This window comes from Corynebacterium sp. MSK158 (genome assembly GCF_030229085.1).
Classification (GTDB): Bacteria; Actinomycetota; Actinomycetes; order Mycobacteriales; family Mycobacteriaceae; genus Corynebacterium.
Window position 1 is genome coordinate 19,775 of the sequence record NZ_JASPHJ010000003.1, and the last position, 15,413, is coordinate 35,187.

Below are 15,413 nucleotides of genomic sequence, written 5' to 3' on the forward strand. Positions count from 1 at the left end.
GTGGTGCAGTACGAGCTACTGCTGCTCCTGGCGGGCAGCAATAACCATACGCTGGCACACGGTAAAGACGGAGCCAACAGCCAAGATCCACAGCGCTACCTCAATGGCATGCGGTACGCCTAGGCCTTCAAGGCCGATGCCGCCCAAGCCCAAAATGAGCCGCTCGGGGCGCTCGATCAGGCCGCCAACCATCGTGAATCCGGACGCTTCTCCCCTAGCCTTGATATAGGAAATGACCTGGGAACATACCAAGGTGACAAAGCACGCAATAACCGTAATGCGGGAAGAATCCGCAGAATAAATCAGCCACCATGCAATAGCACTGAATAATGCACCATCGGTGATGCGATCACAGGAGGCATCCAAGGTCGCGCCAAAGGCAGTAGCCTTGCCGGTCAGGCGCGCCATGGTGCCATCGAGCATGTCGAAAGCGGCGAAGAGGCCGGACAAAACGGCAGCGGAAAAGAGGTGGCCGGTAGGAATGAGGATCACCGAAATCGCAATGGTGACTATGGTGCCCACAACCGTGACCACATTCGGGGTCAGGCCTAGCTTCAAAAAGGCCTTAGCTATAGGTTCCACCACCACGGCGGCGGGCTTTCGCCCATGCACGCTAAGCACGCGAATCCTCCTCTTCCATCTCGCGCCATCCTTCTGCCAGCACGCGGCGCGTATCCTGCAGAAGCTGCGGTAATACCTTAGTCCCATCGAGGACAGTCATAAAGTTACTATCCCCGGGCCACCTTGGCACCACATGCAGGTGCAGGTGATCTCCCACCGAGCCGCCCGAGGCGCGACCCAGGTTGAGCCCTACGTTGATGGCTTCTGGGCGTGAGACCCGTTTGAGTACTCGAACCGCCTTTTGCGCGAAAGCCATCAACTCCTGAGATTCCTCTTGCGTGAGGTTCTCGAGCTGCGACTCCTTGCGATACGGCACCACCATAAGGTGCCCGGCGTTATACGGAAACAGGTTCAACAATGCATAGACGGTCTTGCCGCGAGCAATGATGAGCCCGTCTTCGTCGCTACCCTTCGGGGCCTCCACGAAGGGGTCTTTAGAGCGCTTGGCAATATAGGCCATGCGATAAGGCGCCCATAACCGCTCTAGGCGGTCCGGCTCGCCAGCGCCTGAGTCAACGAAGGTCTCCACCGCAGCTTGGTTTTCAGCGACGGCGGAGCTATCGGTTTCGTGTGTCTCCTTAGCGTCGGGCACTGATGAGCTCTTCGGTCGGCTGCTCGTTGTTGCGCTCTGCTACCCATGCGGCGATGAGCTCCACGGCTTCCTTTACCGGCACACCATTGACCTGGGTGCCGTCGAGGAAGCGGAAGGACACGGCATCAGCTTCTACGTCGCGCGCGCCAGCCACCAGCATGAAGGGAACCTTACCGGTGGTGTGGTTGCGAATCTTCTTCTGCATGCGGTCATCAGAGGTATCCACATCGGCGCGGATACCCTTCTGACGCAGCTGGGCGGCAACCTCTTCGAGGTGCGGGGAGAATTCGTCAGCCACCGGAATGCCCACCACCTGGTGCGGTGCCAGCCATGCTGGGAAGGCACCGGCGTAGTGCTCCAGCAGGACGCCAAAGAATCGCTCGATGGAGCCGAAGAGCGCACGGTGAATCATGATTGGGCGCTTCTTCGTGCCGTCCGACGCAGTGTATTCCAGCTCGAAGCGCTCCGGCAGGTTGAAGTCCAACTGGACGGTAGACATCTGCCAGGTACGGCCGATGGCGTCGCGCGCCTGCACCGAAATCTTCGGGCCATAGAAGGCTGCACCTGCGGGATCCGGAACCAGCTCCAAGCCGGACTTTTCTGCAACCGACTGCAGGATAGACGTAGAGCGATCCCAGATCTCATCAGAACCGACGAACTTATTCGGGTCCTTGGTGGAAAGCTCCAGGTAGAAGTCAGACAGGCCGTAGTCCTTCAGCAAGGAAATGATGAAGTCGAGGACCTTGGTCAGCTCTTCTTCCAACTGCTCTTCGGTGCAGTAGATGTGGGCATCGTCCTGGGTAAAGCCGCGGGCACGGGTCAGGCCGTGGACCACGCCAGACTTTTCGTAGCGGTAGACGGTACCGAACTCAAATAGACGCAGCGGGAGCTCGCGGTAGGAACGACCACGGGATGCAAAAATCAGGTTGTGCATCGGGCAGTTCATGGGCTTGGCGTAGTAGTCTTGCGGCTCCTTGATGGTATTGCCCTCTTCGTCATACTCGCCATCGAGCTGCATCGGCGGGAACATGCCATCGGCATAGAAGTCCAGGTGACCAGACTTCTTGAATAGGTCACCCTTGGTGATATGCGGGGTATTAACAAAGGAGTACCCAGCCTGGACGTGGCGGTTGCGAGAGTGGTTTTCCATCTCCATGCGCACGGTCGCGCCATTCGGGTGGAATACCGGGAAGCCGGAGCCAATCTCATCCGGGAAGGAGAAGAGATCTAGTTCCTGCCCCAGGCGGCGGTGGTCGCGCTTTTCCGCCTCTTCCACCATGGTCTGGTAGGCCTCCAGCGCCTCCTTGGACTCAAAAGCGGTGCCGTAAATGCGCTGCAAGCCAGCCTTGGACTGGTCGCCGCGCCAGTAGGCGGCAGAAGAACGGGTCAGAGTAAAGGCTGGGATGTACTTGGTGGTCGGTACGTGCGGGCCGCGGCAGAGATCGAACCATTCTACTTCCCCGGTGCGCGGGTTGATGTTGTCATAGTGGGTGAGATCGCCGGAACCGACCTCTGCGGCCTCGTCGGAGTCAGGGTCAACGTTGCCCTTGTCTTGGACCAGTTCCAGCTTGAAAGGTTCCTCGGCGAGGGCCTTTTCCGCTTCCTCCGCGGATTCATAGACGTGGCGCTCGAAGCGCTGGCCGCCCTTGATGATCTTCTTCATGCGCTTTTCAATCGCCTTGAGATCTTCCGGTGTGAAAGGCTCGGCGGTCTGAAAATCGAAGTAGAAGCCATTTTCAATGGCAGGGCCGATACCCAGCTTGGTGCCAGGGAACTCGGCCTGCACGGCTTGGGCCATAACGTGGCCGCAGGAGTGGCGGATGACGGCGCGGCCGTCTTCCTCGCAGGCGGCTACCGGGGTGAAGGTGGATTCCGTGTCTGGGGTGTGCGACAAATCAAAGAGAGTGCCGTCCTCACCGCGAACGACTACGACAGCCTCCGGGCCCTTATTGGGAAGGTTGAGCTCTCGCATTGTTGCGCCCACGGCCTGGCCGGCGGGCACGGTGAAGGAATCGTAATTGACCGGTACTGCGGGGATGAGTTCCGCCATAATCGCGCTCCTTTTTGCGCTCGTGCGTCGGCGGCATACCTGGCCGCGTCCGCTATTTAAATTTACGGATAGCTATTCTACAACCCTGCATGCTCGCAGAGCGATTTTGCCCACCATGATTCACGCCCATCGGCAGCAAGGGTGCCCGGCGGACAGAAATACATAGCGGAGCCAATATGGGTCAGCCATTCATTCATTAGGTCAGATTCATCCAATCGGGCCTGAATAGGCTCGAATTGCTTGGTGGGATCTTGCTGGTAGCAGATAAATACCTGACCAATATTGGATAGCTGGCCATCCTTCCCATCGGGAGCCAGCTCATAGTTATACGGGCGGCGTAGGATACGCTGCTCCGGGTGGTCAGCGGGCGGGGCGGCCACAGCCATGTGTGAGTTCTTATCGATAACCGGCAGTCCATAGTCATCTACCGCATCGAAGTCCGCAGCGTCGAATTCATCCTTACCGGTAAGCGGGGCACCGGTATCGAGCTTGCGGCCGACAGCGTTCTCGCGGGAAGAGCGATCCAGCTTTTCCCATGTATCCACGTTCATGCGGATGCGGCGTACCACCATCGCCGTTCCCCCATTGGCCCACTGCGGCCCCTTATCAATCCACACCTGGGCTGCGAAGTCCTCCTCGCTTCGCGGGTTAACAGTGCCGTCCTTTTGTCCGAACATATTGCGCGCGGTGGCGCCCTTTTCCTGGCTGCCGTAGGCGTTAATAAAGCCCTGCTGCAACCACTTCACGCTGGCATAGTGCTCGCCTGCGCGCACCATGTGCCGCAGGGCGTAGGTATTCATCAGTGGGTCATCGCAGCAGATCTGCAAGACGATATCGCTTTGTCCCCACTCGGGCTCCAGCGCATCGCGTTGAAAAGAACGGACATCTCCCAGCCACTGGGGCTTGTCCACTCCGAGCAGGTTAAAAACCTCTTCGCCTAAACCGCACGTGATAGTCAGGTTCGCGGGTTGCTGCACCATTTCTGGCTCCAGCGTGCCCAGCGGCGCCTCCCCTGTACACAGCGCGCGCGCATCCTCGGTCCACAGCTTCATGAGGCTGGCGAACCCCCGCTTGTCGACGTCCCTTTTAAGGTCAAACCCCACCAAATTCAGGTGGGCCTGCGCTGCGGTAGCGATACCCGCTTGATGTTTACCGTCGAATGCCACGAGGGCGTCGGCAAGCGCAGGCCCATCCTGCGCCTGAGCATCCGGGGAAGAGCCCTGATCAGCGCAGCCAGCCAACGCGAAGGCGCTGGTCGATACCGCAGCGCCAGTGAGAAACCCCCTTCTGCTGAATCCAGACATAGCTAGTGATTGTGGCCTTCCATACCGTGGCCTTCCATACCGTGGCCTGCCATATCGCCGTAGTCCTCATCGCCGGCGGGCATGCTGCGCGTTTGAATCTCGCCCAGATCGAGCTCTTCGCCGCCCTCTAGTTCCACTTTGAGGTCAAGGGATTCGCCGGGAGCGATGTGGTTTTCCATCTCCATGAGCATGAAGTGGTCACCACCAGGTGCCAGCTCGTGGGATTCGCCAGCTTTAACTACCAATGGGCTCGACATTTCCTGCATCTTGCCATCGACAGTCTCATGCATCTGGTTCACCTTGGCATTGAGACTGGTGGAAAATCCAGTGATGGTGATGTCCTTATCGGAATGGTTGACCAAGGTGCCAAAGATGGCGGTCATGTCCTTGTCCTCATTGGCGCGCACGACAGCATCCTCAAAGGTCAGTTCTTTAGATTCCGCAGCGGAGGATGTTTTCCCGACACTAGTGGAAGCATCTGCCTTCGACTCGGTGGAATCATTTTGGTTTTGTGGTGAGCAACCCGCCAGGGCGAGGCCGGCCACAGTCAAGCCCACAAGGGCGATGCTAGAAATCTTGGACATTATTTTTCACCTTCCGAATCAATGCGACGAGACTTGGCAATAAATAGGGCAACTACTGCGGCAATTGCCAAAACGCCGCCCACACCCAGGATGATTTTAAGCGCGATCGGCAGGCCCTCATCCCCATCCTGGGACGACGATTCAGCAGCAGCTGCCTCGGTGCTCTCGGTGGAGTCACCCTTGACGGAGAATTCCACTCCCCCGCGGGTAGCGTGTCCGTCCGAAGACGTGATCTGGAAGCCCACCTGGTAATTACCCGGCCCAGGATGGACATCCGCAGGAGTTTCAATGGTGAGATCCCGCTCATGGAGCTTTGGTTCCTGGCTAAAGACTTTTTCACCAGTATCCACGTTGGTCACGGCAAAGGTGTTGAAGTCTTCTTTGGGGATACCAGAAAACTCGAGGGTGATTTCCTTCGGAAACTCGTCGAGTTGGTCGCCGTCTTTGACCGAACCGCCAATAACGGAATCGTGCGCGAAGGCGGCCGGCATTGACCCGCCCAAAACCAGTGCTGCAGTGCCTACTGCTGCCGCCGTGCGGCGCAGCCAAGGTACGCGGTAGCCCATATATAGCTCCTTTTGTGTTAAAAATGCACAAGTTGAATTGTCAGACATACTAGCCGCGCGGTTTGCCTGAGCGGCAATCGCGATAAGCAGCGCGTCGAGTCATATGTCGGGCTGTAGTGCGCACAAGTTCCCCGCCTTGAATAAAAAGAGGCATTTATCACTATTTAAGGAATGCCAACTCAATGATTGGAGCTGCCTCCCTCAGCATTCCCCAGCACGCCTACTTTCAAATGCAGGACCAGTCAGCATCAAGGCAGTGACTATCGAAACCGTACCTGCAACGATGAGAGCGTAGGGCCAAATCGCGTTACCGGAATTGCCACCGGTATCCGCCTCCGATAGCCCCACAGCAAATAGTGCGCTTCCTACCAAGAGTGACAGGCAGCCTGAGGCACCCACCAGTAGCGGAACTAAAACATTGCGTGGCATCGCTACCCCTTCCACTGTGGCTACTGCAACCAGCAGCTGGTCACCCTGCGATCCTAGCTAGACATGCGAAAAGCCACCCTATTTCTAGGGCGGCTCACCTGAGCGGATGACGAGACTCGAACTCGCGACCCTCACCTTGGCAAGGTGATGCGCTACCAACTGCGCTACATCCGCATAACAAACCGGAGTTTGTTGCAGAGTCCCAAAGAGGACTCTCGTGCGCGATACTGGGATTGAACCAGTGACCTCTTCCGTGTCAGGGAAGCGCTCTCCCACTGAGCTAATCGCGCTTAATGCCCGAAGGCATTAAGAAGTTGAGGTGGAAACGGGAATCGAACCCGTGTGCACGGTTTTGCAGACCGTTGCCTCACCACTCGGCCATTCCACCGTGGCGATACCGCCTCACACAATACAGTGTTGGAGCGGATGACGAGACTCGAACTCGCGACCCTCACCTTGGCAAGGTGATGCGCTACCAACTGCGCTACATCCGCATGCGAAACCAGGCCCGGTTTCTAGGACAAAGTCCTTGTGCGCGATACTGGGATTGAACCAGTGACCTCTTCCGTGTCAGGGAAGCGCTCTCCCACTGAGCTAATCGCGCGCTATTCATTTAGAATCACTCTTCACAGGCAAACCCTTAGAAAAGCGTGGAGCGGATGACGAGACTCGAACTCGCGACCCTCACCTTGGCAAGGTGATGCGCTACCAACTGCGCTACATCCGCATTGCCCCGCAAACTTTGTACCGTTGCGGTGCGAGAAGAAACATTATCGTGCTCCGCGCCAGTTTCCAAATCCCCAGCCCAGCGGCATTCTTTCCGGCACCCGTTTTTCACATTCGGGCCATCCCAAAACACACTGGTGTGATTCTCCGAAGGCAGTGGACCACAGGCCGCCTCCCTCTGATGTGCACCACTGCCCAGCCAATTAGGTGTTTGAATTTGGTGCGGTGTAGATTTAGCCACCGCAAGGTCCTATAGCTCAGTGGGAGAGCGTTCCGTTCACACCGGAAAGGTCACTGGTTCAATCCCAGTTAGGACCACAATATCCCGCCCACTGCTCCACTCCATAGGAGCTTGGGCGGGTTTCTTTATATGTCTGTAAAGTGTCCCGACGTGTTGTGGATTCTCTTAGGCATTATCGCCGGACTCGTTCTACCCGTTCAGACCCTGGTTAATACGCGCCTTCGCGCGTCTACTGGCACGCCGTTTTCCTCTTCGCTCATCTCGTTTGCCGTGGGCACGTTGACGTTGCTTGTCATTGCAACAGCCGTGACCGGCGGCGAGTTTGGCATTTCCCGTGCCTTTGGGGAACCGCTGTGGATTTGGTTCGGTGGTCTGCTCGGCGTGGTTGCGCTTACTGGAAATATCCTGCTGTTTCCTCATCTGGGTGCGGTTCAGACCGTAGTCCTTCCCATCGCGGGCCAAATCATGATGGGCCTTGTCATCGACCATTTTGGGCTGTTTGACTCCCCCACTTCCCCACTGTCCCTGGTTCGCGCCCTTGGGGCACTAGTTGTTCTCGGTGGAGTGATTTCTATCGTCGCCAGCCCCGGCGCGCCGACGAAGCAAGAAGACAGCGCTATGGCGTTGTGGCTTTGGCGCCTCGCCGGCTTTGTCTTTGGTTGCTTTACCGCATGCCAATCCGCCATCAACGGCCACCTGGGGCAGATCACCGGATCGCCCGTTAGTGCGGCTTTGGTGTCTTTTAGTATTGGCGTTTCCGCGCTCGTAATGCTCAATATTGTTTTGCGCTGGCGCCCTCGCATTGAGCGTCCCGAGGGAAAGGCTAACCCGTGGTGGATGTGGGCAGGCGGCGCCTTGGGAGCCATGTTTGTCTTTGGCAACGCGGCCTTAGTACCGCAGATTGGCACTGGGCTTACTGTGGTGGCAACACTTCTTGGTTCCATGTTGGGCTCCGTGCTCATTGATCGGATGCGGGGTGCGCGCGTCGCCATGCGCCAGGTAGCCGGCATTGCAGTGATCTTGGTTGGCGTAATACTCATCCGCTTGGTGTAGGCCCCTCTCCTGTGGCTATGCCCGGTACTTTGCTGTGCTGGGCATCTGGTGCCTTGACTAGGCTGGGAAGGCATGGATATCTCTTCGCTATTGGGCCCCGATTCCGGTGATGCATTCACCGTCCGCACAAATATGGTCAGCACGCTAACCGGCTCGGCAACCATGAACCACGTTTCCGAAGACATGGGAAATGACACTGATGGGCAGCTTTTTGCTGCGCTACGTAACTGGGCAGAGGTCGTGCTGGTGGGTGCGCAAACGGTGCGCGCGGAGGACTACTCCGGAGTAAAACCTAACGGAGATGGTTCGCGGCCGGCTCCGATTGCGGTGCCTTCCCGCAGCCTTGAGTTTGATGTCACCTCGGATTTCTTCACGGGTTTTACTACCCCTCCCATCATCCTGGTCCCCCATAGCAGCAGGGACGATCAGGAGCTCGCAAAGCGCATCGCGACCATCGAATCCACAGGCGCGGAAGTCTGCGATGCTGGCGAAGGAACCGTGCAGGACTACATTTCCGTCTTAAAGGACCGCGGGTTTAAGCGCGTGCTCTGTGAGGGCGGGCCAGGAATGATAGGGCAGCTGGTAGACATCGATGCCATCGACCAGATGTATTTGACCCTGGACCCACATCTATCTACCGGCGTGGAAACTCCCATGGCGACCTTTAGGGGCGAGCATTCCCATCGCCGCATGCAGTTAGAAAATGTCGCGGCCGATCAGGATGGCACGGTGTTTCTGCGGTATTCCCGCGCCCGCTAGGCCGTAGACTAAGGGGCCGTGAATTCCCGAACCAATGCCGCCGCCTGGCCCGTGGCCATCCTGCTTGTTGTGCATCGCGTTTTCATCATCGCGCGCAATGGCACGCCGACGGATGATTTCACCACCGTGTATAACGCTGTGACACGCATGTCCACTGGCCAGCTAGTCTATGAGCAGGCTTATAACCACGTTGACCCGCTGTACCTGTATACCCCGGGAGCCACGTTGCTGCTCGCACCACTAGCGCACATCGATTTTTCGTTGGCACGGGGACTATTCATCGTCGCCAACGCGGCTGCAATCGTGGCAGCGCTAGCTGTGCTCACCCTTACGGTGGGCCGCACACTTACTTCGGCAGTATGGCCAGTATCCATCGCTTTGGCCTTTGTCACAGAATCGGTGACCAATACGCTCGCATTTACCAATATCAACGGCATTCTCTTGCTATGCATGGCCGTGTTCTTGTGGGCTTTCGTGCGCGCCGAGCGCACCCCATGGCTGGGCTGGGTGGCAGGCGTGGTCATTGGCTTGGCCATCGTCATTAAGCCGCAATTTGCGCCGTTGCTCTTCCTGCCCTTGGTCAAGCTGCAATGGCGCAGTCTCGCGACTGGCATTGGCCTACCGGTAATTCTCAACCTCCTAGCGTGGCCGCTCGTGCCGGGCGCTAGCGGCTTTGTGGATAACCTCCTGCCCTACCTCTCAGAAACCCGTGACTATGCCAATTCTTCCTGGGCAGGCTTCCACGCCTACGTTGACTTTGGCGCGGGACTGTATTGGACCGTGTGGTTGATATTTGCCGCGCTTTCGGCCGCAGCGATTCTCGGACTTTTGCGCTGGCGCAACTCCGACCCGACCTTGTGGGCGCTAACGACCAGCGGGGCGATCATGGTGGGTATCTTCTTCCTGTCTTCCCTTGGCCAGCAGTATTACTCCATGTGGCTATTCCCATTGATGTTTACGGTTGTGCTCAAGCGTTCGGTTTTCCATTCTGCGGGTGCGTGGTTTGCGGCCTTTTTCTATTTGGCTCCCGTTTCTTGGGCTTCCACAGCGCACCCGGATGCTGGTCGCTGGATGAATTTTTTCACGGCAACGGTGGGATGGGCGCTGCTTATCGTCGCAATTTTCGCTACGGTCGCCGGCTGGTGGCGTGCCGCGCGCAGCACGGTTTAGACTCGGCCCATGACCGATTTCAAGCTCATTGCCGATACCGAATGGCGCCAGCGCTTAAGCCCCGAGGAATACTACGTCCTGCGCGAAGCCGGCACCGAGCCGCCCCACGTAGGCGAGTACACCAATACCACCACCGAGGGGGTCTATTCTTGCCGCGCGTGTGGAACGGAGCTTTTCCGCTCTACGGAAAAGTTTGAGTCCCACTGCGGCTGGCCTTCCTTCTTCTCCCCACTCGCAGGGGACAAAATCATTGAGCGCGAAGACAATTCGCTAGGCATGCGCCGCGTAGAGGTACTGTGCGCCAACTGCGAATCTCACCTGGGGCACGTCTTTGAGGGCGAGGGCTACGATACCCCCACCGACCTGCGCTATTGCATCAACTCCATCTGCCTGGACTTGGAGGAAAAGCCGGTAGAAGGTGGCACCGCCTAAGGTGGCATGCACAAGAAAGAGCGCCCCGCCAGTAGCCTAACTTGCAGGCTAGTGACGGAGCGCAGCAAAGGGACGTCGCCAAGCAGGGCTACTGCTAGGCGGCGCTTCTTTTAGGGCAGTACTGCGATGAGCTCTGCTACGTCCTTGACGCGGCGGCCGGTGTGGAAGGGAATCTCCTCGCGCACGTGGTGGCGGGCTTCGGTGTAGCGCATCAGGTACATCAGGTCGACGATGCGGTGGAGCTCGTCCGCTTCGAAGGCCAAAATCCACTCGTAGTCACCCAGGGCAAAGGCTGGGACGGTATTTGCGCGCACATCGGGGTAGTCGCGCGCCTGCATACCGTGCTCCATGAGGATGCGGCGGCGCTTTTCATCGTCCATGGTGTACCAGTCATAAGAGCGCACGAAGGGGTAGACCGAGATCCACTCTTTGGGCTCCTCTCCCATGATGAAGGAGGGCAGGTGGGACTTATTGAACTCTGCTGGACGGTGCAAGGCATTGCCCACCCAGGTCACTTCGCTGACTTGGCCCAGGGTAGTCTCGCGGCGGAAGTCGCCGAAGACCTTTTGTAGGTCAGAGAATTCCTCGGCGTGCCACCAGATCATGAAGTCGGCGGAATCGCGCATAGCCGTGAGGTCATAAATGCCGCGCACGGTTACCTTTCCAGCCTTTTCCACGCCGGCAAAGAACTCCTGCGCTTGGGCGATGATCTCCGCTCGCTCGGTGCCGAGCGCGCCCGGAATCACCTTAAAAACTGCGTGCTGGGAATATTGCTGAACCGCGTTGAGTTTCTTGTAGTCAAGCTTCGCCATTGCGTTCTCCTTTGCAGAAGCCTTTGGGTTAACGAACATATCCATCATAAGTTGGATATGGAACCTTGTCACTTCCCGGCCACGAGGAGGACGACACGCCCACGCATCGGCGCGCCTCCCCCAGCTAGAGGCCGCGAAACTATAGCTTGAACGTCGTGAGCAATTCCGAATCGACCACCCCACGCAGCGCCGAGACCTCCGCCCCCACCCCTTTGCACGGGCAGGCGGAAAGCCACGAGCCAGCAACCCCCGCTGCTTTCACTCAAGCAGTGGAGTCCATGCACGCAGCCGACCTGCGCCCTGAGATAACCCTAGGCTCCATTCGCCCACCGCAACGCCTTGCGCCGTTTAGCCACGCAATCGGCCTCGAAGTGGGGAACGAAGACAACCCAGATATCGTGCCCACCGATGCAGAGGGCGACGCCTTTGGTCGCCTCATCCTGCTCCACGATCCGGGCGCTGAGGAAGCTTGGGAGGACGCCATGCGCCTTGTGGCCTATATTCAGGCCGATATGGACGACGCCGTAGCCGGCGATCCACTCTTGCCCGATGTGGCGTGGCAATGGCTCAACGAAGGCTTAGAACAGGAGGGTGCCGGCCACACCAATTTGGGCGGCACCGTCACCTCCACCGCCTCCGTGCGTTTTGGCGAGATTGGCGGCCCACCGCGCGCCTACCAGATTGAAATGCGCGCTTCGTGGACTGCCGAAGGCCTCGATCTAGCACCCCACGTGCAGGCCTTTGCCCAGGTATTGGCCAACGTTGCCGGACTACCCCCTGAGGGCGTCACCGAGCTCGGCCGCTAATATGCCAGAATTGCGCAGTCGGCCGCTCGAGGGCATCCCGCCGGTGCTCGCTACCCCGGAGGAATTCACCGCGGCCGCAGCCCGCCTCGCCGCGGGTACGGGCCCCTTTGCCATCGATACCGAGCGCGCCTCCGGCTATCGCTACGATGATCGCGCCTTCGTAGTGCAAATTCGCCGCCGCGGCGCGGGCACGATGCTTTTTGCCCCTGAAGGCCACCGCGAGGAGCTTACGGCCGCCCTTGCCCCAGTGCTCAACGGCGCGGAGTGGATTATTCACGCCGCCCATTCGGATTTGCCTTGTCTCGGGTGGCTCGGTCTCTTTCCCGGCTCCATCTTTGACACGGAACTGGCGGCACGGCTCGCGGGATTTGAACGGCCCAATCTGGGCACTATGGTCACAGAGCTTTTTGACGTCGAATTGGAAAAGGGCTACGGCGACGCCGACTGGTCCACCCCGCAGCTCAGCGAGGAACTCAAGGCTTACGCCGCGCTCGATGTGGAACTGCTTCTCGAGCTAGCCGACGCCCTGCGCGATATTTTGGCCGAACAAGACAAGATGGACTGGGCTTTAGAAGAATTTTCCGCCATAGTCCAGGAACATTCCGGAGACTTCGCTCCCCAGCCGCACACGTGGCGCGATCTGAGGGGCATCTCCAGTTTGCGCAGCGGCAGTCAGCTCGCTGCTGCTCGAGCGCTGTGGGCCAAGCGCGACGCTATCGCTCGGCGCACGGACACTGCGCCCGGCCGGGTATTAGCAAATAGGACGCTGGTAGAAATTGCGCGCACCCTTCCCACCACCGCCCGCGATCTTGCCCGAGTCAAGGGATTTCCCCGCCGGCGCAAGGGCGCCACCGCCCAGTGGATGGCTGTACTTCACCAGGCCCGCGCCGTTCCTCCGCAGCAGCGGCCTCGCGTCCATCGCGCCCCACAACCGGTTCCTTCCAAAACCATCTGGGCCAAGGACTACCCGGACCTATGGGAGATTTACCAAACTATCCGCGCGGACATCGCCGATCTTGCCGCTGAGCTCGGTATGCCATCCGAACTCCTTATCCGCCCTGCCGCTGTGCGTGCAGCGGTATGGGCGAAGGTAGGTGTGCGCGCCGATAAGCGCCACCGCGGACCTGATTCTGTCGCTGGCGCCATCCGGCAGCCAGGCGACGTCGCTGCGTATCTCCGCGCGGAGGGCGCGCGCGAATGGCAAATAGAAATGACCGCCCCGATTATCGTGGACGGTCTTTTCTAGGAATATTTAGCAGGCTAGGTTTAGTTCTCTTCTCCTCGCGCGTTGGCATCAGCAGTGAGATTTTCTAGCCACTCGCTTATTGACGCCGCCATAAGCTCAGGCGTCAACCCGAACTCTTCCAAAACCTCGCCGCGGGAGCCGTGCTTAGGGAAATAACCCGGAACGCCGAGTCGGCGCACAGGAGTATCGACCTCGGCTGCGCTGAGGGCCTCCGAAATCATGGAGCCAATACCGCCGCGTACAAGGCCGTCTTCTGCCGTAACCACCAAGTCGTGGTCAGCGGCGAGAGCCACCACAGAGCTTGCCACCGGCGCTACCCAACGCGGGTCAACAACGGTAACGTTCACGCCCTGCTCGTCCAGCAGCTTCGCAGCCTCGATACTGCGCGCGGACATGGCCCCGATAGAAACAATGAGTACCTCAGGGGTGTCCTCCCCGGCATCAGCTTCGCCATAGTGCAGGATGTCTACGCCATCGCCCAAGGTATCCACCGCTTCCATATCCGGCAGCAGATTGCCCTTAGGGAAGCGGACCACGGACGGGCCAGATTCAATCTCTAGCGACTCCCGGAAGAGCTCCCGCAGGCGCGCGCCATCGCGCGGGGCGGCAATATGCATTCCTGGCACAATGCTCATGAGCGCCATATCCCACACGCCATTGTGCGAAGCGCCATCGGAACCGGTAACCCCAGAGCGGTCAAGCACGATGGTTACCGGCAGCTTTAGCAGCGCAATATCCATAATGACCTGATCCACGGCGCGGTTTAAGAAGGTGGAATACACCGCCACGACGGGGTGCATCCCGCCAAGCGCCAGACCAGAGGCAGAGGTCATTGCGTGCTGCTCGGCAATTCCCACATCAAAGAATCGCTCTGGGAAGCGCTCTTGAAAGGGAGCGAGCCCAGTAGGACCGGCCATAGCAGCGGTAATGGCCACGATGTCATCGCGCTTTTCGGCAGCGGCTAACAGCTCCTCTGAAAAGGCAGCCGTCCACCCAGGTTGCTTGGTGCCCTTAGCCACGCCGGTGACCGGATCGATAGCACCGGTGGAGTGCATCTGGTCCTTCGGCTCATTGACAGCCGGGGCAAATCCGTGGCCTTTTTCGGTAACCACGTGCACGATGATGGGCCCGTCATAATCGCGGGCATAAGTCAGGGCATGCACCAAACTATCGATATCGTGGCCATTGATGGGGCCGATGTACTTCATGCCCAGTTCCGGGAACATCTCGGTAGGCAAGACGGTGGACTTGACACCCTCTTTCATAGCGTGCAAGGCATCAAAGGCCCGCTCGCCTACCCATCCCATTTGCTTCAGGCGACGCTTGCCCTGTTCCATGAGCTCGTCATAACCGTGCTGGGAGCGGATGCGGCCAAGATTCTCAGAGATTCCACCGATGGTGGGCGAATAGCTACGGCCGTTGTCATTGACCACGATGACCGCATTGCGCCCCTTATCCTCCGAGATATTGTTTAACGCCTCCCAGCACATGCCGCCGGTGAGGGCGCCATCACCGACAACACCGATGACATTGCGGTGACCGTTGCCGCGAATCTTGAAGGCCTTTGACAAGCCATCGACCGTAGACAGCGACGCCGAAGCGTGGGAGGACTCGGTCCAGTCATGCTCGGACTCGCCGCGGTCCGTATACCCCGAAAGGCCGTCCTTTTGCCGCAAGGTATCGAATTGATCCGTGCGCCCAGTCAACATCTTATGCACATAGGACTGGTGCGAAGTGTCAAAAATAATCGGCTCGCGCGGAGAATCAAATACGCGGTGCAACGCAATGGTCAATTCCACCACGCCCAAGTTAGGCCCCAAATGTCCGCCCGTGACGGAGACCTTGTCAATGAGGCGCTGCCGAATCTCTGCCGCCAGCTCCTCAAGCTTGTCTGCAGACAGTGCCTTGAGGTCCTGCGGCGAGTTAATGGTATCCAAGATAGTCATGGAGCGGCCTTCAACTCCTTCTGTGCTTAGTTCTTCTTTTCTACCGTACCCGCGGCGGGCGGTGAATATTATATCG

The 15,413-nt window shown here is 58.6% G+C and carries 14 protein-coding genes and 7 tRNA genes; 7 read left to right on the top strand and 14 right to left on the bottom strand.

What is annotated here, in order from left to right:
- Positions 1-15 precede the first annotated feature (15 nt).
- The 12 genes from pgsA to QP915_RS03355 form a co-directional block, all read right to left on the bottom strand.
- A complete protein-coding gene (pgsA, locus tag QP915_RS03300; RefSeq protein WP_239277599.1) occupies positions 16-621 on the bottom strand; it encodes a phosphatidylinositol phosphate synthase in 606 nt (201 codons plus the stop codon).
- Positions 614-1,213 (bottom strand): HIT family protein, encoded by a 600-nt coding sequence (locus tag QP915_RS03305; protein WP_005325004.1) that lies wholly within the window; start codon positions 1,211-1,213, stop codon positions 614-616. The genes pgsA and QP915_RS03305 overlap by 8 nt, the downstream gene beginning before the upstream one ends.
- Entirely contained in the window at positions 1,200-3,263 is a 2,064-nt protein-coding gene (gene thrS, locus QP915_RS03310; protein ID WP_284768031.1) for a threonine--tRNA ligase, read from the bottom strand. The genes QP915_RS03305 and thrS overlap by 14 nt, the downstream gene beginning before the upstream one ends.
- A 77-nt stretch (positions 3,264-3,340) precedes the next feature.
- The gene (locus QP915_RS03315; RefSeq protein WP_284768033.1) at positions 3,341-4,567 is read right to left on the bottom strand and encodes a Dyp-type peroxidase; all 1,227 of its coding nucleotides are present in this window, start codon (positions 4,565-4,567) and stop codon (positions 3,341-3,343) included.
- Positions 4,568-4,569: 2 nt separating this feature from the next.
- Positions 4,570-5,151: a copper chaperone PCu(A)C gene (locus QP915_RS03320; protein WP_284768035.1), complete on the bottom strand. Its 582-nt coding sequence runs from the start codon at positions 5,149-5,151 to the stop codon at positions 4,570-4,572.
- The gene (locus QP915_RS03325; protein WP_284768036.1) at positions 5,151-5,717 is read right to left on the bottom strand and encodes a copper resistance CopC family protein; all 567 of its coding nucleotides are present in this window, start codon (positions 5,715-5,717) and stop codon (positions 5,151-5,153) included. The genes QP915_RS03320 and QP915_RS03325 overlap by 1 nt, the downstream gene beginning before the upstream one ends.
- Before the next feature lie 530 nt (positions 5,718-6,247).
- Positions 6,248-6,320: transfer RNA gene (locus QP915_RS03330), tRNA-Gly, on the bottom strand.
- 44 nt (positions 6,321-6,364) lie between these two features.
- A tRNA-Val gene (locus QP915_RS03335) sits at positions 6,365-6,436 on the bottom strand.
- A gap of 27 nt (positions 6,437-6,463) precedes the next feature.
- Positions 6,464-6,534 (bottom strand) — tRNA-Cys (locus tag QP915_RS03340).
- Between the two features lie 30 nt (positions 6,535-6,564).
- Positions 6,565-6,640: transfer RNA gene (locus tag QP915_RS03345), tRNA-Gly, on the bottom strand.
- 38 nt (positions 6,641-6,678) lie between these two features.
- Positions 6,679-6,750, bottom strand: a tRNA-Val gene (locus tag QP915_RS03350).
- A 47-nt stretch (positions 6,751-6,797) separates the two neighbouring features.
- Positions 6,798-6,873, bottom strand: a tRNA-Gly gene (locus QP915_RS03355).
- 245 nt (positions 6,874-7,118) lie between these two features.
- Here QP915_RS03355 and QP915_RS03360 point away from each other — a divergent pair.
- The 5 genes from QP915_RS03360 to msrB all read left to right on the top strand — a co-directional run bounded on the left by QP915_RS03360 (position 7,119) and on the right by msrB (position 10,527).
- A tRNA-Val gene (locus QP915_RS03360) sits at positions 7,119-7,190 on the top strand.
- 73 nt (positions 7,191-7,263) lie between these two features.
- Positions 7,264-8,166, top strand: a complete 903-nt coding sequence (locus tag QP915_RS03365) for a DMT family transporter (RefSeq protein ID WP_284768037.1) — start codon at positions 7,264-7,266, stop codon at positions 8,164-8,166.
- Positions 8,167-8,238: 72 nt separating this feature from the next.
- Positions 8,239-8,925, top strand: coding sequence for a pyrimidine reductase family protein (locus QP915_RS03370; protein WP_284768038.1), 687 nt, complete (start codon positions 8,239-8,241; stop codon positions 8,923-8,925).
- Positions 8,926-8,943: 18 nt separating this feature from the next.
- The gene (locus QP915_RS03375) at positions 8,944-10,095 is read left to right on the top strand and encodes a glycosyltransferase family 87 protein (RefSeq protein ID WP_284768040.1); all 1,152 of its coding nucleotides are present in this window, start codon (positions 8,944-8,946) and stop codon (positions 10,093-10,095) included.
- Between the two features lie 9 nt (positions 10,096-10,104).
- Entirely contained in the window at positions 10,105-10,527 is a 423-nt protein-coding gene (gene msrB / locus QP915_RS03380; RefSeq protein ID WP_005328550.1) for a peptide-methionine (R)-S-oxide reductase MsrB, read from the top strand.
- Positions 10,528-10,637: 110 nt separating this feature from the next.
- Here the strand turns inward: msrB and hemQ are convergent, their stop codons facing one another.
- The gene (hemQ, locus tag QP915_RS03385; RefSeq protein ID WP_284768041.1) at positions 10,638-11,339 is read right to left on the bottom strand and encodes a hydrogen peroxide-dependent heme synthase; all 702 of its coding nucleotides are present in this window, start codon (positions 11,337-11,339) and stop codon (positions 10,638-10,640) included.
- Between the two features lie 146 nt (positions 11,340-11,485).
- On the opposite strand from hemQ, the gene QP915_RS03390 reads away from it, so the two are divergent.
- Positions 11,486-12,145, top strand: a complete 660-nt coding sequence (locus QP915_RS03390; protein WP_284768043.1) for a DUF3000 domain-containing protein — start codon at positions 11,486-11,488, stop codon at positions 12,143-12,145.
- 1 nt (position 12,146) lies between these two features.
- The gene (locus QP915_RS03395) at positions 12,147-13,391 is read left to right on the top strand and encodes an HRDC domain-containing protein (protein ID WP_284768044.1); all 1,245 of its coding nucleotides are present in this window, start codon (positions 12,147-12,149) and stop codon (positions 13,389-13,391) included.
- 20 nt (positions 13,392-13,411) lie between these two features.
- Here the strand turns inward: QP915_RS03395 and dxs are convergent, their stop codons facing one another.
- Positions 13,412-15,337 carry a 1-deoxy-D-xylulose-5-phosphate synthase gene (gene dxs / locus QP915_RS03400; protein ID WP_284768046.1) on the bottom strand — a complete coding sequence of 642 codons (1,926 nt, stop codon included), beginning with the start codon at positions 15,335-15,337 and terminating at the stop codon, positions 13,412-13,414.
- Between the last annotated feature and the right edge of the window lie 76 nt (positions 15,338-15,413).